Origin of the sequence: Bradyrhizobium sp. (assembly GCF_047605465.1) — a bacterium.
Lineage (GTDB): Bacteria > Pseudomonadota > Alphaproteobacteria > Rhizobiales > Xanthobacteraceae > Bradyrhizobium.
The window spans coordinates 160,908-184,649 of the sequence record NZ_JASGFS010000002.1; the positions used below are offsets into that span (position 1 = coordinate 160,908).

Annotated in this window: 22 protein-coding genes, 1 tRNA gene and 1 pseudogene; 15 read left to right on the top strand and 9 right to left on the bottom strand. The window is 63.6% G+C overall.

Annotated elements, in window-relative coordinates:
- Window positions 1-26: 26 nt before the first annotated feature.
- From QM712_RS02685 to QM712_RS02695, 3 genes are all read right to left on the bottom strand, one after another.
- Window positions 27-641: a hypothetical protein gene (locus tag QM712_RS02685; RefSeq protein ID WP_415021488.1), complete on the bottom strand. Its 615-nt coding sequence runs from the start codon at window positions 639-641 to the stop codon at window positions 27-29.
- A gap of 68 nt (window positions 642-709) precedes the next feature.
- Window positions 710-1,330 (bottom strand): DUF6680 family protein, encoded by a 621-nt coding sequence (locus QM712_RS02690; RefSeq protein ID WP_415021489.1) that lies wholly within the window; start codon window positions 1,328-1,330, stop codon window positions 710-712.
- A 225-nt stretch (window positions 1,331-1,555) separates the two neighbouring features.
- Window positions 1,556-1,723 carry a hypothetical protein gene (locus QM712_RS02695; protein WP_415021490.1) on the bottom strand — a complete coding sequence of 56 codons (168 nt, stop codon included), beginning with the start codon at window positions 1,721-1,723 and terminating at the stop codon, window positions 1,556-1,558.
- 496 nt (window positions 1,724-2,219) lie between these two features.
- Here QM712_RS02695 and QM712_RS02700 point away from each other — a divergent pair, with 496 nt between their 5' ends.
- From QM712_RS02700 to QM712_RS02715, 4 genes are all read left to right on the top strand, one after another.
- The gene (locus QM712_RS02700; RefSeq protein WP_415021491.1) at window positions 2,220-2,513 is read left to right on the top strand and encodes a hypothetical protein; all 294 of its coding nucleotides are present in this window, start codon (window positions 2,220-2,222) and stop codon (window positions 2,511-2,513) included.
- A gap of 15 nt (window positions 2,514-2,528) precedes the next feature.
- Complete coding sequence (locus QM712_RS02705) at window positions 2,529-3,086, top strand: hypothetical protein (protein WP_415021492.1); 558 nt, start codon at window positions 2,529-2,531, stop codon at window positions 3,084-3,086.
- Window positions 3,087-3,634: 548 nt separating this feature from the next.
- Window positions 3,635-3,880 carry a helix-turn-helix transcriptional regulator gene (locus tag QM712_RS02710; RefSeq protein WP_415021493.1) on the top strand — a complete coding sequence of 82 codons (246 nt, stop codon included), beginning with the start codon at window positions 3,635-3,637 and terminating at the stop codon, window positions 3,878-3,880.
- Window positions 3,877-5,013: a tyrosine-type recombinase/integrase gene (locus QM712_RS02715; protein WP_415021494.1), complete on the top strand. Its 1,137-nt coding sequence runs from the start codon at window positions 3,877-3,879 to the stop codon at window positions 5,011-5,013. The genes QM712_RS02710 and QM712_RS02715 overlap by 4 nt, the downstream gene beginning before the upstream one ends.
- A gap of 20 nt (window positions 5,014-5,033) precedes the next feature.
- Here QM712_RS02715 and QM712_RS02720 read toward each other — a convergent pair.
- Together QM712_RS02720 and QM712_RS02725 are read right to left on the bottom strand one after the other, a co-directional pair.
- Window positions 5,034-5,109: transfer RNA gene (locus tag QM712_RS02720), tRNA-Ile, on the bottom strand.
- 350 nt (window positions 5,110-5,459) lie between these two features.
- Window positions 5,460-6,440 (bottom strand): Bug family tripartite tricarboxylate transporter substrate binding protein, encoded by a 981-nt coding sequence (locus QM712_RS02725; RefSeq protein ID WP_415021495.1) that lies wholly within the window; start codon window positions 6,438-6,440, stop codon window positions 5,460-5,462.
- A 106-nt stretch (window positions 6,441-6,546) separates the two neighbouring features.
- On the opposite strand from QM712_RS02725, the gene QM712_RS02730 reads away from it, so the two are divergent.
- Window positions 6,547-7,512, top strand: coding sequence for a TAXI family TRAP transporter solute-binding subunit (locus QM712_RS02730; protein WP_415021496.1), 966 nt, complete (start codon window positions 6,547-6,549; stop codon window positions 7,510-7,512).
- Window positions 7,513-7,639: 127 nt separating this feature from the next.
- On the opposite strand, the gene QM712_RS02735 is transcribed toward QM712_RS02730, so the two are convergent.
- Together QM712_RS02735 and QM712_RS02740 are read right to left on the bottom strand one after the other, a co-directional pair.
- Window positions 7,640-8,854: an ABC transporter substrate-binding protein gene (locus tag QM712_RS02735; RefSeq protein ID WP_415021497.1), complete on the bottom strand. Its 1,215-nt coding sequence runs from the start codon at window positions 8,852-8,854 to the stop codon at window positions 7,640-7,642.
- 106 nt (window positions 8,855-8,960) lie between these two features.
- Entirely contained in the window at window positions 8,961-9,854 is an 894-nt protein-coding gene (locus tag QM712_RS02740) for a substrate-binding domain-containing protein (protein ID WP_415021498.1), read from the bottom strand.
- A 383-nt stretch (window positions 9,855-10,237) separates the two neighbouring features.
- On the opposite strand from QM712_RS02740, the gene QM712_RS02745 reads away from it, so the two are divergent.
- The 3 genes and pseudogenes from QM712_RS02745 to QM712_RS02755 all read left to right on the top strand — a co-directional run bounded on the left by QM712_RS02745 (window position 10,238) and on the right by QM712_RS02755 (window position 12,652).
- Window positions 10,238-11,071, top strand: a complete 834-nt coding sequence (locus tag QM712_RS02745) for a substrate-binding domain-containing protein (protein ID WP_415021499.1) — start codon at window positions 10,238-10,240, stop codon at window positions 11,069-11,071.
- A gap of 3 nt (window positions 11,072-11,074) precedes the next feature.
- Window positions 11,075-11,522: pseudogene (locus QM712_RS02750) on the top strand (substrate-binding domain-containing protein); the annotation flags it as partial.
- Complete coding sequence (locus QM712_RS02755) at window positions 11,522-12,652, top strand: FAD-dependent monooxygenase (RefSeq protein ID WP_415021500.1); 1,131 nt, start codon at window positions 11,522-11,524, stop codon at window positions 12,650-12,652. The pseudogene QM712_RS02750 and the gene QM712_RS02755, both read left to right, overlap by 1 nt.
- A gap of 141 nt (window positions 12,653-12,793) precedes the next feature.
- On the opposite strand, the gene mobA is transcribed toward QM712_RS02755, so the two are convergent.
- Window positions 12,794-13,435: a molybdenum cofactor guanylyltransferase MobA gene (mobA, locus tag QM712_RS02760; protein ID WP_415021501.1), complete on the bottom strand. Its 642-nt coding sequence runs from the start codon at window positions 13,433-13,435 to the stop codon at window positions 12,794-12,796.
- Complete coding sequence (fdhD, locus tag QM712_RS02765; protein ID WP_415021502.1) at window positions 13,416-14,306, bottom strand: formate dehydrogenase accessory sulfurtransferase FdhD; 891 nt, start codon at window positions 14,304-14,306, stop codon at window positions 13,416-13,418. The genes mobA and fdhD overlap by 20 nt, the downstream gene beginning before the upstream one ends.
- Before the next feature lie 138 nt (window positions 14,307-14,444).
- Between fdhD and mobB the strand changes: the two genes are divergently transcribed.
- The 7 genes from mobB (at window position 14,445) to fdhF (ending at window position 23,615) form a co-directional block, all read left to right on the top strand.
- Window positions 14,445-14,972: a molybdopterin-guanine dinucleotide biosynthesis protein B gene (mobB, locus tag QM712_RS02770; protein ID WP_415021503.1), complete on the top strand. Its 528-nt coding sequence runs from the start codon at window positions 14,445-14,447 to the stop codon at window positions 14,970-14,972.
- A 9-nt stretch (window positions 14,973-14,981) separates the two neighbouring features.
- The gene (glp, locus tag QM712_RS02775; RefSeq protein WP_415021504.1) at window positions 14,982-16,238 is read left to right on the top strand and encodes a gephyrin-like molybdotransferase Glp; all 1,257 of its coding nucleotides are present in this window, start codon (window positions 14,982-14,984) and stop codon (window positions 16,236-16,238) included.
- A gap of 44 nt (window positions 16,239-16,282) precedes the next feature.
- Complete coding sequence (locus QM712_RS02780; protein WP_415021505.1) at window positions 16,283-16,546, top strand: sulfurtransferase TusA family protein; 264 nt, start codon at window positions 16,283-16,285, stop codon at window positions 16,544-16,546.
- A gap of 321 nt (window positions 16,547-16,867) precedes the next feature.
- Complete coding sequence (locus tag QM712_RS02785) at window positions 16,868-18,520, top strand: OFA family MFS transporter (RefSeq protein ID WP_415021506.1); 1,653 nt, start codon at window positions 16,868-16,870, stop codon at window positions 18,518-18,520.
- A gap of 91 nt (window positions 18,521-18,611) precedes the next feature.
- Window positions 18,612-18,893, top strand: a complete 282-nt coding sequence (locus QM712_RS02790; protein WP_415021507.1) for a hypothetical protein — start codon at window positions 18,612-18,614, stop codon at window positions 18,891-18,893.
- 247 nt (window positions 18,894-19,140) lie between these two features.
- Window positions 19,141-20,850, top strand: coding sequence for an NADH-ubiquinone oxidoreductase-F iron-sulfur binding region domain-containing protein (locus QM712_RS02795; protein WP_415021508.1), 1,710 nt, complete (start codon window positions 19,141-19,143; stop codon window positions 20,848-20,850).
- A complete protein-coding gene (fdhF, locus tag QM712_RS02800; protein WP_415021509.1) occupies window positions 20,847-23,615 on the top strand; it encodes a formate dehydrogenase subunit alpha in 2,769 nt (922 codons plus the stop codon). Before QM712_RS02795 ends, fdhF begins: the two co-directional genes overlap by 4 nt.
- The last annotated feature ends 127 nt before the right edge of the window (window positions 23,616-23,742 follow it).

The window sequence follows — 23,742 nt, forward strand, 5'->3', positions numbered from 1 at the left end:
TCGCGATGCTCTCAAAGGTGTAATCGTCAAATATCTGGCGAGAGATCCGCCGGGAGTTTGTCGATGTAGGATACATTGAAGATGGCCGTGCGTCCTACCTCGCCGATCCTCTCAAAAAAAAGCGGATCTTGATCTGCTACCAGCTCGATCGCGCCGACGACAGACTTATCGCGAAGCAGAAGAAGCGGGCTTAGCATTTCGCCGCGGCAGGCGTACCAAGCGGAGCGATACGTTTGTAACAGAAAACTCTTCTGGCTTAGCCACCACGCTTCATCTCCAGATCGTCGAACCTTCTGAATATGGAGTAGATCACCAAGCTTCTCCGCGCTTTTTTTCAGCTCGTTTGTCACCGGTGTGTAGTAGAGCACCTTCGGTGGAAGATCGTGGAAGTCGATCTCGACCCGAAGGGTCTCGTCACGATCGAACAGCCGTCTCAGTGCCGCCGCCTGATTGCCAATCTTATGTGCAGCCGGAATCGATTTCAGATATCGGCTTTGTGCTTGAACATAATCGTTCTGTCGCGCCTCGACACAAAAACGTAGTTCTAACGCCGCATAGAAAAGGTCAGCTCGATCATCTCCCTCAAGGCGCTTTCGAGCCCGTGCCAGATGTCCGCGTGAGGTCTCATCAAAGGGAAGCATGGTTCCTCCGGGAGAACAGATGGCGGTGGTGGTGGGGAAGTGCCCGACCTCCGCCACTTCCACAATAGTCAGTTCATTTTGGACTTGTCTGGTGCGTTAGCGAAGATGACCTTCAATGCCCCTGAATCATCGTAGGCTGCCGCGATTTTCTTGAGAACGGACAACTGTAGGTCAGACGGACCTGGCCCAGCGTTCTGGACATTGAGTGGACTGCTCCCGTCGAGTACGCGCTGAAGGCCGATGAGAACAGCAAGCTGCGCTTGCTCAGCTTCAACGCGTCCCCTCGGATAATAAAACCCGCGCCGGATCTCTTCGTCTGAGTGCACGCGCCCAAGCACCTTTCCCATCGCGACCAAAAGGGCAATCAGACGTTCGTTGCAGCGGTCGTTCCAAGCTGTGTTGGCGTTAGCGTCGGTCTGGTCGGGCGGCGGATTGCTCAACTCTCCAAAAAGGGAGCGCCACGCGTCGACAACCGGCTTGTCTGAGCGCGCGCGAAATTCGAGGTCAATTTGATTTAATGCTTGAATGTAGTCGCTCGACAGGCGTGTCGCCCGGTTCGTCATGATGGCCTCAAAGATGCGCTCTCTTCGTTGCCGCTTGGACGTCGATCGTTCGATAAATTTCTGCACCTGCACCGCGAGAACCGGTCCCGCCACCGTCGCCAACACAACTGCCCAATCGATGCTCATGAGATTAACTCCCAGCCCATGCTGGGGGAACCATAGAGGCGCCGCGGCTCCATCAAAAGGGGGGGCACCTATGTAACTACCCCTAAAACTGTAACCGACGGCTACAGTTTCCGCGGCGGCCGCACCTTCCCAACAAGGCACAGCGGCCTTCGATCATGCGTGGTATTGCGCCTTTGGTTCACGTCCCTGAAGCTGGTAGTCGAACCGCCGGCACAACAGTAGGGATCAGCGCGCCATTGCTGCAGCGATGGTTTCGCGGATGCTGATATCGAGCAGCTTCACCACGTGACGCGCCTCGGCCTCGGCCGCGAAATCGCCGGCAAGATGCAGAGCGTTGGCCTGAGTGACGGTGCGGCTGCGGTCTTTACAAAGCTCGTGAACGACGTAGCCCATTGTAGATTTTTCCTTTCGTGATGAAATATCCCGTCTCCCAGCTAAGCTGCTGGGACGCATGAACCATCGTCGGAGAAGGTGGCGCTTTTGGGGGACTAGAGCAGACCGGTACCCGATCGGAACCGGTTGTCCCCAGCAATCCCCCGCCGGCCTGGCCAGGCGCGCGAAGGCCGCCCCGGAGGGCTTGCTTAGCGCTGGCAAATCAGATGAAAATCGTTGCTGGGTGTCAGAACCCGGTCCAGCGATATGGCAAATCTTTCGGTTGGCGCCGAGAGCTTGCCGAGGCGCATGGAGCCTTGGCGGGCTCCTGGCGCAATTAGCACGCCTTGGCGGGCGCGCTCACTCTGGCTTTATGCCGGGGGCGGCGCGCCATGTCCAGAGCCGAAAGGCTTAAAAGCCGTCGATCCGTCTCGCTGGCGGATTCTGAACCCCCGGCTGCCAGGCCTGACGCCTGGCTTATGGCTGTCAGAAGCCAAAACCAGCGAGCCTAAATCTCATGACCCTGCAACGTCCTATGTTCCCGCCCCGGCGGGAAGTCGAGACCATTGAGCCCTTCGCCCTCCAAGACGTGTTTGTCGTCTCCTTGGTGCGCGTGGAGCGTATCGGCTCGGTCCGGCGCCTTGTCTTCGCCGTGCCCGAGAACGGCGATCCTGACATGCCTATGCGCGTCGTGACGGCCCGCCTGGTGCTGCCGGCGGAAGCCCTGGCCGAGATCGCCGCGCAGCTGATGGACGCGCCGGCGGATACGGGAGCGGCCACGGTGGCTCGCTTCTGCTCGACTGTGAATTAGCGGAGGGCCGATGTCATGGAAGCAACCAACATCGTCCAATTCCCGCGCCGAACGTCGCAAGCGTCGCCGACGATCGCGACGGCCATACCTGTCCGGCAAGACGCAGCGTCTGTCATCCAGTTCAGCGAGGGTGAGATGCGCCGACAGGCGCGGGCCCAGCTTTGCGCCCATAACGAAGCTTTACGCGCCGAGCGCACGCTTGCGTGGGAGGCTGCGGATGTCGAACGGCGTTTTTTCGAGGTTCTCAACAAGCTAACGTTTGCAGTTGAGATGGCCCAGAAGTGGGGTGTTCCGGAGGCGGTGGTGCGCTACCCAAAGATGACGCCCGAGGATCATCGCAGGGCATACGAGCGCTATATCGAAGCCCTGTTGCGACAGGTCCTCACGCCTGCGCCGACTGTGGCCGCGATCGCCTGGAAGGAAAGGATCCTGTACGGGTTAAAGCCGACCTTCAGGGATCGGGATGCCAAGCGCGGCTTGCGGATGATCGTCGACGACAAGGCGTTTCTGAAAGCACATCCGGCTCGCCAGTGTCGGAGCAATGCGTCGCGCCGTCGACCGACTGAAGCCTAATACTATTGTTGATGTTTTACGCGGGCCGGATCGTTCCAGCCCGCGTTTCTTCGGGAGCTTGCGAGGGTTTCGGGAAAATCGGCGTCTGCTCCCTGCGGAGGGGGGCGGGGGAAACACTCCAAAGGATGATTGCTTTTTGGACCAAACCCGACCATTTTTGCTTTTGGCCAACGGGATTCGGCGGGGCTTTGGGCAAGCTCCGTTGTGTCCTCCATCTAGGGCATGACGGCACGGCCAGCAAATCGAGAGGGAAAATCGAGATGTTGGAGCCACCGAATGAAATCGCTGACGACCCCACCGGAGACGGCGTCGAGGCCTGTCCGGCCATCCCGAGCTAAATCCTCCTCCTCTAATCGAACCCGCGGTCCCTCCACGTTTCGGAGAACGGAACTGGCGAGGGCTATTCGAGCCGTGCAAGAAGGCGGCGGCGGACAGATCGAAATCACGACCGATGGCAGGATGGTCATTGTCGTGGGATCGCCTGGTGCTAGTACCCCCGCCGCTGTTGTAGAGTCCGATCTCGACCGAGAGTTGGCTGAGTTCGAGTGATGGCGGATGTCTCGCCTCGGATGGTTTCCCAACCAAGATTTGCGCTTCGTCGCGATGAGGCCGCGGCGGCTCTTTCGATTTCTGCGACCTTATTTGATCGGTGGATCGAAGAAGGCGTAATGCCGAAAGGCCGGAAAATCGGTGGTGTCGTGCTATGGGACACCGAAGAAATCCGGCAAGCATGGTGCGATCTCCGCGATGCCGATCGTGGTTCCAAAAATCCTTTCGATGGCATAACAGTATGATTAAAACGCGCCTGAAATACTGCGTTTTTGATCCCGACCCAAACGGCAATGATCGTTACTACGTGCGAAAGCCTGGCCGGCCGAAGGTCCGGATCCGTCAGACCTTCGAAGCGGCCGATGGCACAATTACGCCTGAGTTTATGAAGGCCTACTTCGCCGCGCTGGAAAAGATCGATGGGCAAGCGGACGCGCCACCGAAAACGCCGCGTGAGAAAACCTTCTATTGGCTCGTCGACCAATATTTTAGGTCCGGCGAGTTTCTGAAGTTCGATCGGCTGACCCAAGCTGATAAGCGGAGTGTGCTCAATCGCTTCTGTGAGACCGCTGGCGAACTTCCTTATGCTGCGTACCGCAAGCAGGACGTTGAGCGCAGCCGCGACAAGCGGGCTGCGACACCTGGCGCGGCTGACAAGCTAGTGAAATATTTGCGCTCGCTGTTCAAGTGGGCGATCGGCAAAGAGTTGGCCTCGCACAACCCTGCCGAAGGTGTCGGCAAGATTAACGAAGGCGAGGGTTGGCACACCTGGACGCCGGCAGAAGTCGAGAAGTACCGACAGTATCATTCCATGGGATCGAAGGCGCGCCTCGCACTCGAGCTCATGCTGGCGATCGGTGCGAGGCGTTCGGATGTGTGCCGCGTCGGTCGCCAGCACGAAACTGAAGGCGGCCAATGGCTATCTTTTGTGGCTCACAAAGGCCGAGGAAAGATCAAGACGCGCAAGACGATCGTGGTCCCCATCAAGCCGCTGTTGCGGCAGACGCTCCATGGGACGACGTTGGGCGACACCACGTATCTGGTAAACGAGCTTGGCAAGGCCTTTACGATCGACGGCTTCGGCAACAAAATGAGGGACTGGTGCGACCAGGCCGGGTTGCGCCATTGCTCCTCTCACGGCTTGCGAAAGGCCTCTGCTGTAGCTTTCGCCGAGGGCGGCGCAACCGCCCCTGAAATGTGCGCCGTGTTCGGCTGGAGCAAGCTTGAAACCGCCGAGATCTATATCCGAGAAGCACAGAAGCGGGTGATGGCAGAGAATGCTTTTGCCCGGCTAGACGAGTATCGGGCCCGGAAAAGTGTCTCAGTTCTCAAGGCCGATAAAGCACATGAGACAAATCGAGGAAAAAAGCGTGACTAATCAAATATGGATTCGCGCAATGGTGGGCCCGGCAGGACTCGAACCTGCAACCAGACCGTTATGAGCGGCCGGCTCTAACCATTGAGCTACAGGCCCCGCCGCGAGACGGCCGTTTCGAGCGGCGGCCGGCAACGGTGCGCGGTTCGTTTACAGGGCCTGCGCGGAGGGTGCAATGCCGGTCCCGTGGGCAGCCGGACCTTGCGCGGTTGTCCCCAAGCGGGGCGGGTGGCCGGTGGTTTGCGGCATGGGCGGGATGATCGGATTGTGCCGGTGTTTTGCCCGACGCGTCAAATACTCCGGCGATGCTGATTTTCGCCGTCGCAGGGCGCTCCGGACGGTGACAATTGCTACTGTGCATGGGGTTGTTTTCGCGATTTTGAGTCCTGGGGAGCCGGCGGTCCCCCAGGATGTGTTGTCGGCACTCCGGGCGGGGCGGTGGGCCGGAACTAGTCGACCGAGACGCCGGCGAATTCGACCACCTTGCGCCACTTGTCGGTCTCGTCGGCGACCAGCTTGCCGAACTCGGCGGGCGTCATCGGCCTCGGGATGCCGCCGTTCTCGGTCAGACGCGCCGCCAGCTTCGGGTCTTTCAGGGCTTCGCCCACCGCCTTGTTGAGGATCTCGACGATCTCGGGCGGCGTGCCCTTCGGCGCGGAGATGCCGTAGAAGCCGACCGACTCGAAGCCCGGCACGGTCTCGGCGATCGCGGGCACATCGGGAACGGCCGGCCAGCGCTGCGGCGAGGTGACGCCGAGCGCGCGGACATTGCCGCCCTTCGCCTGCTCCAGCGCGGAAGGCAGATTGTCGAAGATGAGCTGCACCTTGTTGGAGATGATGTCGGGGAAGGCGATGGCCGAGCCGCGATAGGGCACATGCACCATGTCGCACTTGGTCATCACCTTGAATAGCTCGGCCGACATGTGCACCGAGGTGCCGTTGCCGGACGAGGCGAAGGAGATCTTGCCGGGATTGGCCTTGCAGTAGTCGATGAACTCCTGGACGGTCTTGACCGGCATCGCGTTGGACACGACCAGCATGTTGGTGAGCTGCATGATGCTGGCGACCGGGACGGTGTCGCGCAGGAAGTCGTAGGGCAGCTTCTTGTAGAGCGAGGTCGAGATCGCGTTGTTGGGCGCGACGAACAGCAGCGTGTATCCGTCCGCCGCCGAATTGATCGCGGCGGCCGCGGCGATGTTGCCGCCGGAGCCGGCACGGTTCTCGACGATGAATTGCTGACCGAAATGATCCGACAGCCACTGCGCCATGATCCGCGCCACGATGTCGACGGGGCCGCCGGCGGCGAAGCCGATCAGCCAGTGCACGGGGCGGTTGGGATAGTCGCTGGCGGCCGTGGCGGCAGGCGCGAGGCCGAACAAGCCTGAAATCAAAGCGAGCCCGAAAACACCATTACGCAAAAATCGCAGCATGACGCCTCCCTGTGCTTTATTGTCGTTGCGTGCATGCTTTCACAGAATCCGTCCGCTGCCTACATCGCCTCGGGGCGATGTCGAAGCGGATCGGCCGGGAACGACCATGACGTTCGCCCGAACCATCCTTCTCGCTGCGGTGTTGCTCGCGAGCCCCGCCGCCGCCCAGACCGGAGACAAGGCCATTTCGACCCTCACCATCAGTCTCGGCACCGCGACGCCTGGCGGCGGCTTCCCGCTCTACGGCAATGCCTTCGCGGAGGCGATGAACGCGGCCGATCCGCAGACGACCATCGTCCCGCGCAACACCAAGGGCAGCAACGAGAACATTCCGCTCTTGGAGAAGGGCGAACTCGATCTCGCGCTGGTGGCCGGCGAGCCCGCCTATGAGGCTTTCACCGGCATCGGCCGCCCTCCGGCGCGGCTCAGGATCCTGACGGCGATCTATTCCAATCCCGGCATGTTCGTGGTGCGGGCGGACAGTCCCTACAGGACGATCCGCGATCTCGTCGGCCAACCGGTTGCGTTCGGCGCCAAAGGCTCGGGGCTGCCCATCCTGGCGCGCTATGTGCTCGACGGACTCGGGCTGAAGCAGGACGAGGACTTCAAGCCGATCTATCTCGATCGCGCCGGCGACGGTCCGGCGATGGTCGAGGACGGGCGCGTCGCCGCGCTGTGGGGGGCCGGCATCGGCTGGCCCGGCTTTGCCGCGGTGGCGTCGAGCGGCTCCGGCGCACGCTTCATCGCGCCGAGCGCCGACGAGATCGCCCGCATCCGTGCCAGGCATTCGTTCCTGAAGCCGCTGACCGTGCCGGCCGGCTCCTACCCGAAACAGTCCGAGCCGATTGCCTCGCTCGGCTCCTGGAGCTTCGTGCTCACGCGCGAGGACCTGCCGGACGATGTCGCCTACCGGCTGGCGAAAACGCTGCATGGCATCGAGGCGTCGTTCTGCCGTACGCTCGCGCAGGCCTGCGAGACGACGGCGGCGAACACCGTGGCGGCAGCGCCGCGGCCGGAGCTGATTCATCCGGGCGTGATGAAGTATTTTCGCGAGATCGGCGTGGTGAAATAGGCACGACTGCATCCACTGTCGTCATGCCCGGCTTGTCCTGGTCATTCTCGCGCCGCCGCGCTTGGACCAAGACGAAAATGCCCGGGACAAGCCCGGGCATTTACCATCTCATAGTCTTGCTAAGCCCTCACTTCTTCAACATCGGACAGGCCGGGTCCGGCGGCCCGAATGCCTTCTCGCCCGAGATGGTCGTGAGGATCTTGTAATAGTCCCAGGGGTACTTGCTCTCCTCCGGCGTCTTCACCTGCACCAGCCAGAGATCGTGCACCATCAGATTGTCGTCGCGTAAGTGGCCGTTGCGGGCGAAGAAGTCCTCGACCGGCGTCTCGCGCATCTTGGCCGCGACCTTGAGCGGATCGTCGGTGCCGGTCGCCTTGATGGCGTTGAGATAGTGGATCACGCTCGAATAGACGCCGGCCTGCCACATCGTCGGCATCTTGTTCATCTTGGCGAAATAGCGCTTCGACCATTCGCGGGTCTTGTCGTCCATGTCCCAGTAGAACGAGGTCGTGAGCAACAGGCCCTGCGCCGCCTGCAGTCCGAGGCCGTGGATGTCGGTGATCAGCGCGAGGAGCGCCGCCATCTGCTGACCGCCCTTGAACACGCCGAACTCGGAGCCGGTCTTGATCTCGTTCATGTTGTTGGGCGGACCGGCGGCGATGCCGATGATCTTGGCCTTGGAGGCCTGCGCCTGCAGCACGAACGACGAGAGATCCGGCGTCGCCAGCGGCGGCCGCACCGAGCCGAGCACCTTGCCGCCGTTGGCGGTGACGACGCTGGAAGCGTCGCGCTCCAGCGAATGGCCGAAGGCATAGTCGTCGGTGATGAAGAACCAGCTGTCGCCGCCGCGCTTGACGACGGCGTCCGCGGTGCCGACCGCGAGCGCGCGGGTGTCGAACACCCACTGCATCGCATAGGGCGAGCAGAACTTGCCGTGGAAATCCGCGGTGCCGGTGGAGTGGGTGATGAACAGCCGCTTCTTCTCGTTGGCGATGTTCTGCACTGCGAGGCCGACCGCGGAGACCGGCACGTCGACGATCAGGTCGACCTGGTCGACGTCGTACCAGCGCCGCGCGATCGCGCCGCCGACATCGGCCTTGAGCTGATGGTCCCCGACGACGATGCTGATCGGCTTGCCGAGCACGGTGCCGCCGAAATCGTCGATCGCCATCTGCGCCGCAGTCACCGACCCCTGGCCGGTCGGTGCGGAGGCCGGGCCGTTCATATCGGTGAGCACGCCGATCTTGACGACGTCGTCGGACACCTGCGCCGACACGGCGCCCGGCATCAGCGCCGCCGCCAACGTGGCAATGACCGGCAGTCCAAATCTGATTGGATTCACGCTTGTCCTCCCCTGCTGCGGCTCTTTGGCCGCTGTTGCTTCCGGCGCCGGGTAGGGCCCGGCTGAATTGGTTTCTTTTGCAACTATTTGGGGGCAGGCGTCAATGTCAGGCTGCGAAGCGGATCTGTCCGGCCGGCGAGGGATCGTAGCCGGACAGCTCCTCGGCGCGCTGCCGCAACCGTCTTTCGCCGAGAAACCGGATCAATGCCTGCATCGGCGGGCGGAAATAGCTGCGCTGGCGCAGCGCCAGGTCGAAATTCTCCCAGACCAGCGGCACGAAATCGAGGCCGGCGGACCGGGCAGCCGCGCGCGTCGCCACGCCGCAATCGGCATGGCCCGCGCGGATCGTCGCCGCGAGGTCCGGCCCCGTCAGGCACGGCGCGTCGAGTCGGCGCAGATCCCGGATCGTGCCGCCGGCGCGCTTCAGGAGCGTCTCGAGCAGCATCTGCGCGCCTGCACCCGGTTGCCGTATCGCCATCCGGGCGCCAAGCGAGAGCACGTCGGACAGGCTGCGCAGCTGCTTGGGATTGCCATGGGGCAGCACCAGACCCTGCTCGCGGCGCGCCAGTCCGATCAGCACCGCGTCATGCAGGTCGGGCGCATGGCGCAGCGCCGCCACATTGGCATCGCAGGCGAGGTTGTCGGAAGCGTCGAGGCTGTGGAAGTGCATCGCCGTGGCGATCACCTCGTCGCGCTGCAGCCGCTCGAGCCCCCGCGCGGTGCCTTCGCTCATCGAGGCAAGCCTGGAGCCGGATTCCCGCAAGCTCCAATCCAGCAGGTCGTCCTGGCTGCCGCCCACGATCGGCGGCGGTTCGGGCGCCAGCATGCCGGCGGGGCGCGCCAGTCCCGACAGCACCCAGAGGTCGAGTTCATGGCGCGGAAACAGCCACTTTCCCGTCACCTTGCTACAGGGGATCGCGCCGTTGGTGACGAGTTCGTAGAGCTTGCGTTCGCCGAGCCGGAGATAGTCGGCGGCTTCGCTGGTCGTCAGGAATTCCATCCTGCATTCCTATGCAAATTCTTGCTTCTTTTTTTGGCGTTCGACGCAGGTGGAATTCTGCAGCTCATTTGTGTCCGCAGGAACCATGCCCGATCATCTCGTTGCTTTGCAACACATCCTGATTGTCGATTCCTGTTGCCATGCTGGTGCTTGTGAATGATGCAGGCCGTGCAGCGGTCATTGGCGACTGCAATCGACGTGCCGGTTCGTGCATTGCCGATGTTTCCCGGCTGTCGCCGTCCCGTGCCGGGCGAGGTCTTCCGGCGGTGGTGTTCGGCCTCGCACTCCATCTCTTATTGTCGCGTCCGGGCGGTTTCGCGCATGATCGCGTCACAATCCGTCATCAGGATCGTCCCGATTTCATACCTCACGGGAACCAGCTCATGGTCTTGCGCCGCCTGTCCTTTGCCTTTGCGCTGCTCTGCGGCCTTGCCGCCGGCGTTGCGGCGTCATCCGCGGAGGATCGCGCGATCGTCCTGGCTTCGACGACATCGGCACACGATTCCGGCCTGCTCGACTATCTGCTGCCGATCTTCACCGCCAGGACCGGCATCGACGTGAAGGTGATCGCACGCCGCGCCGACGAGGTGCTCGACGGCGCGCGCAAGGGGGAGGCCGATGTCGTGCTGATGCACGCGCGGCCGCAGGAAGAGAAGTTCGTGGCCGACGGCTTCGGCGTGAAGCGCTTCGACGTCATGTACAATGATTACCTGCTGATCGGGCCGAAGAACGATCCCGCCGGCGTGAAGGGCAAGGACATCGCGACCGCGCTGAAGGCGATCGAGGCCAAGGGCGCGCCGTTCGTGACGCGCGGCGATCGCTCCGGCACGCATGCTGCCGAGCTCGCGCTCTGGATCGTCGCCGGCATCGACATCGCCAGCGCCAAGGGTGCCTGGTACCGCGAAGCCGGGCAGGGCATGACCGCAGCCCTCGACGCCGCGCGCGCGGCGAACGCCTACGTGCTGTCCGACCGAGGCACGTGGATTTCCTTCGGGGATCGCGGCAATCTCGACGTGGTCGTCGAAGGTGACAAGAGGCTGCTCAACCAATATGGCGTGATGCTCGTGAACCCCGAGAAGTATCCCAGCGTGAAGAAGGAGCTGGGGCAGACCTTCGTCGACTGGCTGATCTCACCGGACGGGCAGGCCGCAATCGCGGGCTACAAGGTCGACGGGCAGCAATTGTTCTTTCCCAATGCAGTCAAGAGTGGCGGCTGACGGCTGGGGCCGGGATGGGTCCATCATGGCGGATGGCTCGGCGTCTGCCAGCGTTTCGAAGGTCTCGGCGCGCAGGAGGCCTTCGCCGCCGATCCCGCCGGCATCAGGGTCAGCCGCAACCAGGGCTCCGCCACGCGCGTCCTGATCGACCGGCTGCTCGGCGGCACGCCGCCTGAAGGTTACTTCAGCCCCCGTAGCCGCAGCGGTGGCCCGGTATCGCGCCGATTGGGGCATGACCATTGCGCCGGTCGCCCATGCCTCCGACCTCGGTTTCATTCCATCCGCCGAAGAGCATTATGGCCTTGCGTCGGTCATGGCGCGCAAGCCGCCTTCGGCGGTGTGGATCCTTCGCGATGGGCCGGGCTCGGGCGAGTCTCGTGCGGCGCTGGCGGGACGGCTTGAGGTGGACGACGCGGCGTTTCAAGCCGCGCGGCAGACAGGGGGAACGTGATGGCAAGGCCGCTTTCGGTTGCAATCGTCGGTGCCGGCATGGGTGGGCTCGCGACCGCCGCGGCGCTGCGGCGTGTCGGCATCAAGGCCACCGTCTACGAACAGGCCTCCCAGTTCGCGCGCATCGGCGCCGGGATCCAGGTCGGATGCAACGCCATGAAGGTGTTGCGCGCGCTGGGGCTGGAGACGCGCATGCGCGGCCAGTCGTTCTATCCGCGCTCCTGGAATAACCGCGACTGGCGCAGCGGCGAGGTCAAGTTCGACATGATCTTCGGGGAGAGTGCGGAAGAGAAGTTCGGCGCGCCCTATCTGCTCGCCCATCGCGGCGACCTGCACGCGGCGCTCGCGAGCGTAGTGCCGGATGAGTGCGTGAAGCTGAATCACAGGCTGGTCGGTCTCGACGAGATCGCTGACGGCATCCGTCTGACCTTTTCCGACGGCGGCAGCAGCGTTGCGGATGCGGTGGTCGGTGCGGACGGGGTCCATTCGGCGGTGCGCGACATCCTCTTCGACACCGCGCCGGTCAGGTTCACCGGCCGCATCGCCTATCGCACCACCTATCCCGCGGCCCTGCTCGGCGGCGAGAAGATCGATGACTGCACCAAATGGTGGGGCCAGGATCGCCACATCGTGATCTACTACGTCAAGCCGGACCGTAGCGAGGTCTATCTCGTCACCAGCCAGCCCGAGCCGGATTTCCGCATCGAGTCCTGGTCGGCAAAAGGGGACGTCCGCGACCTGCGCGCTTCGTTCGAGGGATTTCATCCGCAGGTCGGACAGGTGCTTGCCGCCTGCCCAGACGTCCACAAATGGGCGATCATGGATCGCGACTCGCTGGACAATTGGGCGGATGGCAAGGTGACGCTGCTCGGCGACGCCTGTCATCCGATGACACCGTACATGGCGCAGGGCGCGGCGATGGCGATCGAGGACGCCGCAGTGCTGTCGCGTTGCCTCGATGGCGTCGATCGCGATGGTGTCGCAGATGCGTTCCGCCGCTTCGAGTCCACGCGCAAGGCGCGGACGACGCGGGTGCAGGAGACTTCGCGCGCCAACGTCTGGCTGAAGGAACGCACCGATACGAGCTGGGTCTACGGCTACGACGCTTGGTCGGTGCCGTTGGCGGCCTGAGCGGTCCGTTCACGCTCCCGCGCTTCCGCTTCGATGAGCGCCCGCCGCACTGCGGCTGGCGGCGGCTTTCTTTGTGCGGCTTGATCGCCTTTGCGCTCGTCTGGATTCAGCTTCTCACCGAATTCCCGAGATCTTAGCGCGCTAGCCGGCCGCATCCAGTGCCGCGAGCCGTTCGGCCTCGGCAATGTCCTCGACCGTGTTGGCATTGAAGAACGGATCGAGCGGTTGCGTCGGCCACGTCACCGTCGCGAGCGGGTAGCGCGCGGTCCAGCGGTCGATCCTGCGCAGGTCTTCCACCACCAGCGCGTGGCGCAGTTCGTCGCGCAAGCTGACTCGCCAGAGTCCGATGACTGGATGCGATTGGTCACCGGAGGCCGCGACCGCGAGTTCGGCGTTCTCCCGTTGCCGCGCGTCCTGCAGCCGTATGACGAGATCGCGTGGCAGGAACGGGCAGTCGCCGGCGGCGCTGAATACCCATTCGACGCCCGGACGGTTCACCGCGGTCCAGTCGAGGGCGGCGAGAATGCCGGCGAGCGGGCCGGGGAAACCGGGCACGTCGTCGGCGACGACCAGCAGGCCGAACGCGGCGAACCGCGAGGGATCGCCATTCGCATTGAGGATCAGTCCGTCGCACTGGGGTGAAACCCGCGCGATCACGCGTTCCAGGATCGTGCGGCCGCCGATGGTCCGCATCGGCTTGTCGCCGCCGCCCATCCGCCGCGCGAGGCCGCCGGCGAGCAGCACGCCTTGCGTCGCCGGAATTTCAGTCGTCACCGCCTTCACCCTTGCGTTTGTGCTTTGCCGATTCCTCCTCGATGTAAGCGAGGTCCTGGTCGTAGACGATGCGTTCTTCGCCTGCGAGCGCGACGAAGCGCTTGCCGCGGGTGCGGCCGACCAGCGTCAGACCGACCTGGCGCGCGAGATCGACACCCCATGCCGTGAAGCCGGAGCGTGACACCAGGATCGGAATTCCCATTCGTACGGTCTTGATCACCATCTCAGAGGTGAGGCGCCCTGTGGTGTAGAGTATCTTGTCGGAGGCATCGACGCCGTGGCGGTACATCCAGCCTGCGATCTTGTCGACGGCGTTGTGGCGACCGACATCCTCGGTGTAGCAGAGAGGCTCACCTTCCCGGCACAGCACGCAACCGTGGATCGCGCCGGCCTCGAGATAGAGCGACGGCATGGTGTTGATGGTCTGCGTCATCCGGTAGAGCCAGGAAGCGCGCAGCTCGGCTTTCGGTAGTGCGGCATTTTCGACAGCCTCTAACAGGTCGCCGAAGGCGGTGCCCTGGGCGCAGCCGGAAGTCTGCGTTCGTTTCTTGAGCTTGGCCTCGAAATTGGTGTGGTGCTCGGTGCGCACGACAACGACCTGAAGATCGTCGTCGTATTCGACCTCAGTGACAGCATCGCTGTATTTCAACATATTCTGGTTGAGCAGATAGCCCAGCGCCAGGTATTCGGGATAGTCGCCGATCGTCATCATGGTGACGATCTCCTGAGAGTTCAGGTAGAGCGTCAGCGGCCGCTCCATCGGCACCTTGATCTCGACCCTGGCGCCGGTCTGGTCGGTCCCGGTCACACTCCGGGTCAGACGCGGATCGGCCGTGTCGGGGACGATCAGAGGGACCGGTGCCTTGTCGATCTTCATCATGGCGGCGAGGTTAGCATGACATTCGGGTCAAGCCGATATAAGCATGGTGTTGAGAGAGCGAAATGCCTCTGTTCGTCATTGCGAGCGCGGAGCGATGGTTCCACAAAGAGCGATGTCGTGCACGGAGACGGACCTGGAATGAAAGTCATCGGCCTCGCGGGCTGGAGTGGAGCGGGCAAGACCACGCTGTTGACGCGGCTCATTCCGCACTTCAACGCGCAAGGCCTGCGCGTGTCCGTGATCAAGCATGCGCACCACCAGTTCGACGTCGATGTGCCCGGCAAGGACTCCTGGCGTCATCGCGAGGCGGGTGCGGCCGAGGTATTGGTCTCCTCGACGAACCGCTGGGCCTTGATGCATGAATTGCGCGGCGCGCCCGAGCCGCGGCTGCCGGAGCTGCTCGACAGGCTCTCTGCGGTGGATCTCATCGTCATCGAAGGCTTCAAGCGTGAGCCGCATCGGAAGATCGAGGTACATCGCGCCGCCAACGAGAAGCCGCTGCTGTTTCCCGACGATCCCGAGATTGTCGGGATCGCGGCCGATGTTGCGGTTGAAACCCGGCTGCCGACTGTCCATCTCGACGACATCCCGGCCGCCGCCGCCCTGATGCTGCGCGCGGCCATGACGGTCGAGGAAGCGGTGGCAAGAAGCGCAGCAATGCGCTGACGAGGCATCATGGCGCAACTGTCCGACGACTGCTTTGCCTTCGGCGGACCGATGATGTCGGTCGACGAGGCCGTTGGCCTGATCACGGCCCGGGTCAGCGCGATCGCGGAGATCGAGACGGCGGCGTTGGTCGATGCGGACGGGCGCGTGCTGGCGCGCGGCATCGCTGCGCCGTTGCCGCTGCCGCCCTTCACCAATTCGGCCGTCGATGGATATGCCGTGCGCAATGCCGACCTTCCGCAAGGAGAGGAACGCGCGTTCGCGGTCGAGGGCCGCATCCAGGCGGGCGGCGCCGCGCAGGCGCCGATCAAGCCCGGCCATACCGCGCGCATTTTCACCGGCGCTCCCATGCCGCCTCAGGCCGAGACCGTCTTCATGCAGGAGGACGTCCGCCTGGTCGATGGCGGCAAGGCCGTGCTGCCGCCCGGGCTGAAGCCCGGCGCGAATGTCCGGCCTGCCGGAGAGGATATTCCGGAGGGGTATCTCGCGCTGCGTGCAGGCCAGCGGCTGCGGCCGCAGCATGTTGCGCTGGCCGCGGCGTTCGGTCTGACCCGGCTCGATGTGGTCAGGCGCATCCGTGTCGCGGTGTTCTCGACCGGAGACGAACTGGCTTCGCCCGGCGAGCCACGCGCCGCCTCGCAACTCTTCGACTCCAACCGCTTCATGCTGATGGCGATGCTGCGCCGGCTCGGTTGCGAGGTCAGCGATCTCGGCATCCTGCGCGACGAACGCGCCTCGCTGGCGCGCAGCTTGAAAGAAGTCGCGGCCGCACACGATCTCATCCTCACTACCGGCGGTGTTTCGACCGGGGAGGAGGACCACGTCAAGGCGGCGGTCGAGAGCGTCGGTTCGCTCGTGCTGTGGCGGATGGCGATCAAGCCCGGGCGTCCGGTGGCGATGGGCATCATCGCCGGCACGCCGCTGATCGGACTGCCAGGCAATCCCGTCGCGAGCTTCGTAACGTTCGTCCATGTGGTGCGACCGACGGTCCTCGCGCTCGCCGGTGCCTTGCCGGAGCCGCTTCTGGCGATCCCGTTGCGGGCCGGGTTCAGCTACAAGAAGAAGCTCGGTCGCCGCGAATATGTCCGCGCCTCCTTGCGGCGTGCCGAGGACGGAACGCTGGAGGCGATCAAGTTCCCGCGGGAAGGCGCAGGTCTGTTGTCCTCGCTGGTGGAGACCGATGGCCTCGTCGAGCTCGACGAGACCGTCACGCGTGTGGAGCCGGGACAGCGGGTGGGCTTCCTGTCCTATGCCGATCTGATCTGAGGCCTCGCGTTGACGGGACCCGCCAGCCCCGTCATGTTGCGCCCATGACAAGGACGACACTCGACCTCACCGGGCTCAAATGCCCGCTGCCTGCGCTGAAGACGCGTAAGGCGCTGAAGCCGTTGCAGCCGGGCGATCAGCTCGAGGTGCACTGCACCGATCCCTTGTCCGTGATCGACATTCCGAATCTGATCCGCGAGACCGGCGATCAGGTCGAAATCACCGAGCGCAACGATACGCGCATCGTATTCCTGATAGAAAAGGCGAATGGTTCGATAAAAACCGTCAATGGTGCGTCGCATTCCTGAGCGCGGTTTTGCTCATACCGACCTTTTGTCTATCGACATTGATCATCGCTTCTGTCCAAATTGACGTTCCGCGCGCAGGCGCGGCGGATGAATGTTGTCTGCGATACGCGGATCAAGCAGGCCGTATGCATGAAGCCTGTCCGGCGTATCCGGCATAGAGCCCCGCTCAAGGGGTTAACGATTCAGACGCGTGCGATGATTCTGGCGCACGTTGGATGATTGTGCAGGGCAGCAGGGGCAATTGGCTGCGCACTGCAACGAGCTGAGGACGGATCATAGCGGCAGACTCGCTCAGAAGAACGAGCTGCAGGGGAGGAACGCATGACTACCATTGAGAGCGCCGGAGGGATCTCGGGCGCGGGCGCAGGTTTTCTGGATCGCGAGCGGACCATCGCCGCGGCCGGGTTCAATCGCTGGCTGGTGCCGCCGGCGGCACTATGCATCCATCTCTGCATCGGAATGGCCTACGGCTTCTCGGTGTTCTGGTTGCCGCTCTCGCGCGCGATCGGATTGACTGCGCCGAAGGCCTGCCCGGACATCTCGTTGTGGCAGGAGCTGTTCACCACGAGCTGCGACTGGAAGGTCGCCAGCCTCGGCTGGATGTACACACTGTTCTTCGTCGTGCTCGGCGTGTCCGCCGCGCTGTGGGGCGGCTGGCTCGAGCGTGCCGGGCCGCGCAAGGCCGGCTTCGTCGCGGCGTGCTGCTGGTGCGGCGGTCTCGTGCTCGGCGCGATCGGCATCTATGTGCATCAGCTCTGGATCATGTGGCTCGGCTCCGGGGTGATCGGCGGCATCGGGCTCGGCCTCGGCTACATCTCGCCGGTGTCGACGCTGGTGAAATGGTTTCCGGACCGGCGCGGCATGGCGACCGGCATGGCCATCATGGGGTTCGGCGGCGGCGCGATGATCGGTGCGCCGCTGGCCGACAAGCTGATGAACTATTTCAAGACATCGACCTCGGTCGGCGTCTGGGAAACCTTCCTCACCATGGGCGTGATCTATTTCGTCTTCATGATGATCGGTGCGTTCCGCTATCGCCTGCCGCCGACCGGCTGGAAGCCGGAGGGCTGGACGCCGCCAAGCGAGAAGAAGTCGATGATCTCCGAACATCACGTCCATCTCGACAACGCGCACAAGACCCCGCAATTCTGGCTGATCTGGTGGGTGCTGTGCTTGAACGTGTCGGCGGGCATCGGCGTGATCGGCATGGCCTCGCCGATGTTGCAGGAAATCTTCGCAGGCAAGCTGATCGGTCTTCCGAATGTCGGCTTCAACGCGCTCGATGCTTCGCAGAAGGCGCAGATCGCGGCGATTGCCGCGGGCTTCGCCGGCGTGCTGTCGCTGTTCAACATCGGCGGTCGTTTCTTCTGGGCATCGTTGTCCGACTACATCGGCCGCAAGAACACCTACTACACGTTCTTCATCCTCGGCATCGTGCTGTACGCGCTGGCACCGACCTTCGCGGCGATGGGATCGAAGCTGCTCTTCGTGCTCGGCTTCGGCATCATCCTGTCGATGTATGGCGGCGGCTTCGCGACGGTGCCTGCCTATCTCGCCGACATGTTCGGCACCCAGTTCGTCGGCGCCATTCATGGCCGGCTGCTGACGGCATGGTCCACCGCGGGCATCATCGGTCCCGTCGTCGTGAACTACATCCGCGAGTTCCAGCTCGCGGCCGGTGTGCCGCGTGACCAGCTGTACAACACGACCATGTACATTCTCTGCGCGATGCTGATCGCGGGGCTGATCTGCAACTATCTGATCAAGCCGGTCGATCCGAAGTGGTACATGAGCGAAGCCGAAGTGGCGAAGCTGCAGGCCTCGAGCGTCGGGGCGAATGCGGGGCAGGGCGGTTCGTTCGGGATCGGCACCGGAGGTCTCGACGGCAAGGCCGCGCTGTTCTGGGCTTTCGTCGCCATCCCGCTGGCGTGGGGCGTGTACAAGACGCTCGAGAGCGTGGTCAAAATCTTCTGATCGCAACCCTTGTCTGCCGCGGGGCCCGAGTTCGGTGCCCCGCGGCGCTCGTCTGTCAAAATCATTGAGAATGGGACCTAGGGGGATTCCTATGCTTCGCACCCGTATCTGCATCGCCGCCATGCTGCTGGCCGCGAGCCTTCATACCGCGTCAGCGCAGACCGCGGCAGCGCCCGCGACACCGGCACCGGCCGCGACGACTGAAGCCAAGCCGGGCAAGATCAAGCTCACCATGCAGAAGCTGAAGGACATGAAGGCGAAGTGGTCCGCCAACAAGCCGAAGTTGAAGGCTTGCCGCGCCGACGTGAAGTCCAAGGGCCTCGTCGGCGACGACCGCTGGTTCTACATCGAAGACTGCATGAACAAGACCTGAGCCGGGTTCCGCACCATGGACGTGGGGGGCGTGGCAGGGCGGCTGCCCGCCCCCTCAATCATTATAGAGACGTTCTAAATTCTCTTGCCTCTGGCATGCCAGGGACTAGAGTCGCGTTGATCAAGGTCTGACCCCGCGAGAACGCGCGAGGCGCTGTTCGCGCTCATCAGGCCGGGAAATGCAGGTGGATCGTGATGGCGATCCTCGCCTGACGTCATCGCGCCTTTGAGGAGAACGCGACGTTTCCATGAGCAGCAACGACGACGTTCACAAGGTCAGGGAATTCGAGCATCCGGGCGAGGGGCGCCGTCGCGCCAAGGCCACGCCCAAGGGGCGCCAGGTCGATCCGACAGCGGCGCATGAGATCGAGCAGTTGCTCGGCGACAGGTCGCGGAAGCGCGACCTCCTGATCGAATATCTGCATCTGATCCAGGACCGGTATCACCAGATCTCGGCGGCGCATCTCGCCGCGCTTGCCGACGAGATGAAGCTTGCCTTTGCCGAAGTGTTCGAGACCGCGACCTTCTACGCGCATTTCGACGTGGTGAAGGAGGGTGAGCCCGACATCGCGCCGCTGACCATCCGCGTCTGCGATTCCCTCACCTGCGCGATGCTCGGCGGTGAGAAGCTGCTGGAGGATCTGCAGAGCGCATCCGGTCCCGGCATCCGCGCCGTGCGCGCCCCCTGCGTCGGCCGTTGCGATGCGGCGCCTGCCGCGGAAGTGGGGCATCACTTCATCGACCACGCGACTGTCGATGACGTGATGGCGGCCGCGAAGGCCGGTGACACGCACGTGCATCTGCCGAAATATATCGACTTTGATGCCTATGTCGCCGGTGGCGGCTACAAGTTGCTCGGTCGGGTGCGCTCCGGCGAACTGGCGAAGGACGATCTGCTCAAGGCTCTCGACGACGCCTCGTTGCGCGGTCTGGGCGGCGCCGGCTTCCCGACGGGGCGCAAATGGCGTGCAGTGCTGGGCGAGCCCGGCCCACGGCTGATGGCGATCAACGGCGACGAGGGCGAGCCCGGCACGTTCAAGGATCGCGTCTATCTCGAAAGCGATCCACATCGCTTCATCGAAGGCATGCTGATCGGCGCGCATGTGGTGCAGGCCGCCGATGTCTATATCTACCTGCGTGACGAATACCCTGCCGCACGGGAGATTCTCGCGCGCGAGATCGCGAAGTTGCCGGCAGGCGGTCCGACGCTGCACATGCGCCGTGGCGCCGGCGCCTATATCTGCGGCGAGGAATCCTCGCTGCTCGAAAGCATCGAAGGCAAGCGTGGCCTGCCCAGGCACAAGCCGCCTTATCCGTTCCAGGTCGGCCTGTTCAACCTGCCGACGCTGATCAACAACATCGAGACGCTGTGGTGGGTGCGCGACATCGTCGAGAAGGGCGCGGACTGGTGGAAGAGCAATGGCCGCCACGAGCGTCACGGGCTGCGCAGCTTCTCTGTCTCCGGTCGCGTTAGGAATCCCGGCATGAAGCTCGCGCCGGCGGGCATCACCGTGCGCGAACTGATCGACGAATATTGCGGTGGCATGGCCGACGGCCATCAGCTCTATGCCTATCTTCCGGGCGGTGCGTCCGGTGGCATCCTGCCCGCGTCGATGGACGACATCCCGCTCGATTTCGGCACGCTGGAAAAATACGGCTGCTTCATCGGATCGGCCGCGATCGTGATCCTGTCGCAGAAGGACAGCGTGCGGGCGGCCGCGCTCAATCTGATGAAGTTCTTCGAGGACGAGAGCTGCGGCCAGTGCACGCCGTGCCGCGTCGGAACCCAGAAGGCGGCGGTCCTGATGCAGAAGCCGGTCTGGAATCGTGCACTGCTGGAAGAATTGAGCCAGGCGATGCGCGATGCCTCGATCTGCGGGCTGGGCCAGGCGGCATCGAACCCGCTGTCCTCGGTGATCAAGTATTTCCCTGACGAGTTCAAGGAAGCGGCCGAATGACGAAGATCACATTCGAACTCGACGGCAGGCAGGTCGAAGCCAATCCCGGCGAGACGATCTGGCAGGTAGCCAAGCGCCAGGGTCGCGAGATCCCGCATCTGTGCTATTCGCCTGCGCCGGATTATCGGCCCGATGGCAACTGCCGTGCCTGCATGGTCGAGATCGAGGGCGAGCGCGTGCTTGCCGCGTCCTGCAAGCGTACGCCATCGGTCGGCATGAAGGTGAAGACCGAGAGCTCGCGCGCGGTCGCCGCGCAGAAGATGGTGATGGAGCTGCTCGTTGCGGACCAGCCGGCCCGTGAGACCTCGCACGATCCGGACTCGAAATTCTGGCACTGGGCCGAGACCACCGGCGTGACCGAGAGCCGCTTTCCCGCCGCCGAGCGCTGGAGGGCCGATGCGAGCCATCCGGCGATGCGCGTCAATCTCGATGCCTGCATCCAGTGCGGCCTGTGCGTACGCGCCTGCCGCGAGGTCCAGGTCAACGACGTCATCGGCATGGCCTATCGCAATCACGGCGCCAAGATCGTGTTCGATTTCGACGACCCGATGGGGGAGTCCACCTGCGTCGCGTGCGGCGAATGCGTGCAGGCCTGTCCGACCGGCGCGTTGATGCCGGCGGTGATGCTCGATGATGCGCAGACCCGCGTCACCTATGCGGACAAGAAGGTCGACTCGCTCTGTCCGTTCTGCGGCGTCGGCTGTCAGGTCACTTATCAGGTCAAGGACGAGAAGGTGATCTATGCCGAAGGGCGGGACGGTCCAGCCAATCACAATCGGCTCTGCGTCAAGGGACGCTTCGGCTTTGACTACATCCATCATCCGCATCGACTGACAAAGCCGCTGGTGCGGCTGCCGAACGCGAAGAAGGATCCGAACGATCAGGTCGATCCCGCCAATCCGTTCACCCATTTCCGCGAAGCGAGCTGGGACGAGGCTCTCGACATCGCCGCCAGGGGGCTGGTGAAGATCCGCGACACCCATGGCGTGAAGGCGCTGGCCGGTTTCGGTTCGGCCAAGGGCTCGAACGAGGAAGCCTATCTGTTCCAGAAGCTGGTGCGCACCGGCTTCGGTTCCAACAATGTCGATCATTGCACGCGCCTGTGCCACGCTTCTTCCGTGGCCGCGCTGTTCGAGGGCCTGAGTTCGGGCGCGGTGTCCGCGCCGTTCTCGGCCGCGATGGATGCCGAGGTCATCATCGTGATCGGCGCCAACCCGACCGTGAACCATCCGGTCGCCGCGACTTTCATCAAGAACGCCGTCAAGCAGAATGGCGCCAAGCTGTTCGTGATGGATCCCCGCCGGCAGACGCTGTCGCGACATGCGACGAAGCACCTGCAGTTCAAGCCGGGTTCCGACGTCGCCATGCTGAACGCGATGATCAACACGATCGTCACCGAAGGCCTGACCGACGATCAGTACATCGCGGGCTACACCGAGGGCTTCGAGGACCTCAAGGAGAAGATCAAGGAATTCACGCCGGAGAAGATGGAAGCGATCTGCGGCATTCCGGCGCAAACGCTGCGCGAGGTGGCGCGGACCTACGCGCGCGCCAAATCGTCAATCATCTTCTGGGGCATGGGCATCAGCCAGCACGTTCACGGCACCGACAATGCGCGCTGCCTGATCGCGCTCGCGCTGATCACCGGTCAGGTCGGCCGTCCCGGAACGGGCCTGCACCCGCTGCGCGGGCAGAACAACGTGCAGGGCGCCTCGGACGCCGGGCTGATCCCGATGTTCCTGCCGGACTACCAGCCGGTCGGCCGTGACGACATGCGCGGAGCTTTCGAGAAGCTGTGGGGACAGGATCTCGATCCCGAGCGCGGCCTGACCGTGGTCGAGATCATGAACGCGATCCATGCAGGCGAGATCAAGGGGATGTATATCGAGGGCGAGAATCCCGCGATGTCCGACCCCGACCTCCAGCATGCGCGCCAGGCGCTGGCGATGCTGGATCATCTCGTGGTGCAGGATCTCTTCGTCACCGAGACCGCGTTCCACGCCGACGTCATCCTGCCGGCTTCGGCCTTCGCGGAGAAGGACGGCTCCTTCACCAACACCGATCGCCGTGTGCAGCTGGCGCGCCAGGTCATCAAGCCACCGGGCGATGCGCGGCAGGACCTCTGGATCATCCAGGAGATCGGCAAGCGCATGGGCCTGCCCTGGAATTATTCCGGTCCGGGCGACGTCTTCACCGAGATGGCGCAGTTGATGCCGTCGCTCAACAACATCACCTGGGAGCGCCTGCTGCGCGAAGGCGCGGTGACCTATCCGGTCGACGATCCGAACAAGCCCGGCAACGAGATCATCTTCACCACGGGTTTTCCGACCGCGAACGGTCGCGGCAAGATCGTGCCCGCCAAGGTCATCCCGCCGGACGAATTGCCGGACGACGAATATCCGATGGTGCTCTCGACCGGTCGCGTGCTCGAGCACTGGCACACGGGTTCGATGACCCGCCGCGCGCAGGTGCTCGACCAGATCGAGCCCGAGGCGGTCGCCTTCATGTCGCCGAAGGACATGCGCCGCAAGAAGCTCGCGCCGGGTGATTTCATCCGTCTGGAGACCCGCCGCGGCGCGGTCGAGGTCAAGGTGCGTTCGGATCGCGACGTGCCGGAGAACATGGTGTTCATGCCGTTCTGCTATGCGGAGGCGGCGGCCAATCTCCTGACCAATCCGGCACTCGATCCGTTCGGCAAGATCCCGGAATTCAAGTTCTGCGCGGCGCGGGCGGAGCGGGCCGAGATGCGGGACGCGGCGGAGTAGCTGTCCTCGCGTGGGGGCTGGCTCGGTCTCACCAATCCTTGATGTCGTGCCAGCGCAGGCCGATCCATACCGCGTGATTTCGCGATTGCGCGCGGTCGCGGTCAAGGACGACGAGCCTCCGTCAAAC

Coding starts and splice junctions, on each gene's coding strand:
- QM712_RS02685 (WP_415021488.1), bottom strand. CDS start 641: ATGCTTCCCTTTGATGAGACCTCACGCGGACATCTGGCACGGGCTCGA.
- QM712_RS02690 (WP_415021489.1), bottom strand. CDS start 1,330: ATGAGCATCGATTGGGCAGTTGTGTTGGCGACGGTGGCGGGACCGGTT.
- QM712_RS02695 (WP_415021490.1), bottom strand. CDS start 1,723: ATGGGCTACGTCGTTCACGAGCTTTGTAAAGACCGCAGCCGCACCGTC.
- QM712_RS02700 (WP_415021491.1), top strand. CDS start 2,220: ATGACCCTGCAACGTCCTATGTTCCCGCCCCGGCGGGAAGTCGAGACC.
- QM712_RS02705 (WP_415021492.1), top strand. CDS start 2,529: ATGGAAGCAACCAACATCGTCCAATTCCCGCGCCGAACGTCGCAAGCG.
- QM712_RS02710 (WP_415021493.1), top strand. CDS start 3,635: ATGGCGGATGTCTCGCCTCGGATGGTTTCCCAACCAAGATTTGCGCTT.
- QM712_RS02715 (WP_415021494.1), top strand. CDS start 3,877: ATGATTAAAACGCGCCTGAAATACTGCGTTTTTGATCCCGACCCAAAC.
- QM712_RS02725 (WP_415021495.1), bottom strand. CDS start 6,440: ATGCTGCGATTTTTGCGTAATGGTGTTTTCGGGCTCGCTTTGATTTCA.
- QM712_RS02730 (WP_415021496.1), top strand. CDS start 6,547: ATGACGTTCGCCCGAACCATCCTTCTCGCTGCGGTGTTGCTCGCGAGC.
- QM712_RS02740 (WP_415021498.1), bottom strand. CDS start 9,854: ATGGAATTCCTGACGACCAGCGAAGCCGCCGACTATCTCCGGCTCGGC.
- QM712_RS02745 (WP_415021499.1), top strand. CDS start 10,238: ATGGTCTTGCGCCGCCTGTCCTTTGCCTTTGCGCTGCTCTGCGGCCTT.
- QM712_RS02755 (WP_415021500.1), top strand. CDS start 11,522: ATGGCAAGGCCGCTTTCGGTTGCAATCGTCGGTGCCGGCATGGGTGGG.
- fdhD (WP_415021502.1), bottom strand. CDS start 14,306: ATGATGAAGATCGACAAGGCACCGGTCCCTCTGATCGTCCCCGACACG.
- mobB (WP_415021503.1), top strand. CDS start 14,445: ATGAAAGTCATCGGCCTCGCGGGCTGGAGTGGAGCGGGCAAGACCACG.
- glp (WP_415021504.1), top strand. CDS start 14,982: ATGGCGCAACTGTCCGACGACTGCTTTGCCTTCGGCGGACCGATGATG.
- QM712_RS02780 (WP_415021505.1), top strand. CDS start 16,283: ATGACAAGGACGACACTCGACCTCACCGGGCTCAAATGCCCGCTGCCT.
- QM712_RS02785 (WP_415021506.1), top strand. CDS start 16,868: ATGACTACCATTGAGAGCGCCGGAGGGATCTCGGGCGCGGGCGCAGGT.
- QM712_RS02790 (WP_415021507.1), top strand. CDS start 18,612: ATGCTTCGCACCCGTATCTGCATCGCCGCCATGCTGCTGGCCGCGAGC.
- QM712_RS02795 (WP_415021508.1), top strand. CDS start 19,141: ATGAGCAGCAACGACGACGTTCACAAGGTCAGGGAATTCGAGCATCCG.
- fdhF (WP_415021509.1), top strand. CDS start 20,847: ATGACGAAGATCACATTCGAACTCGACGGCAGGCAGGTCGAAGCCAAT.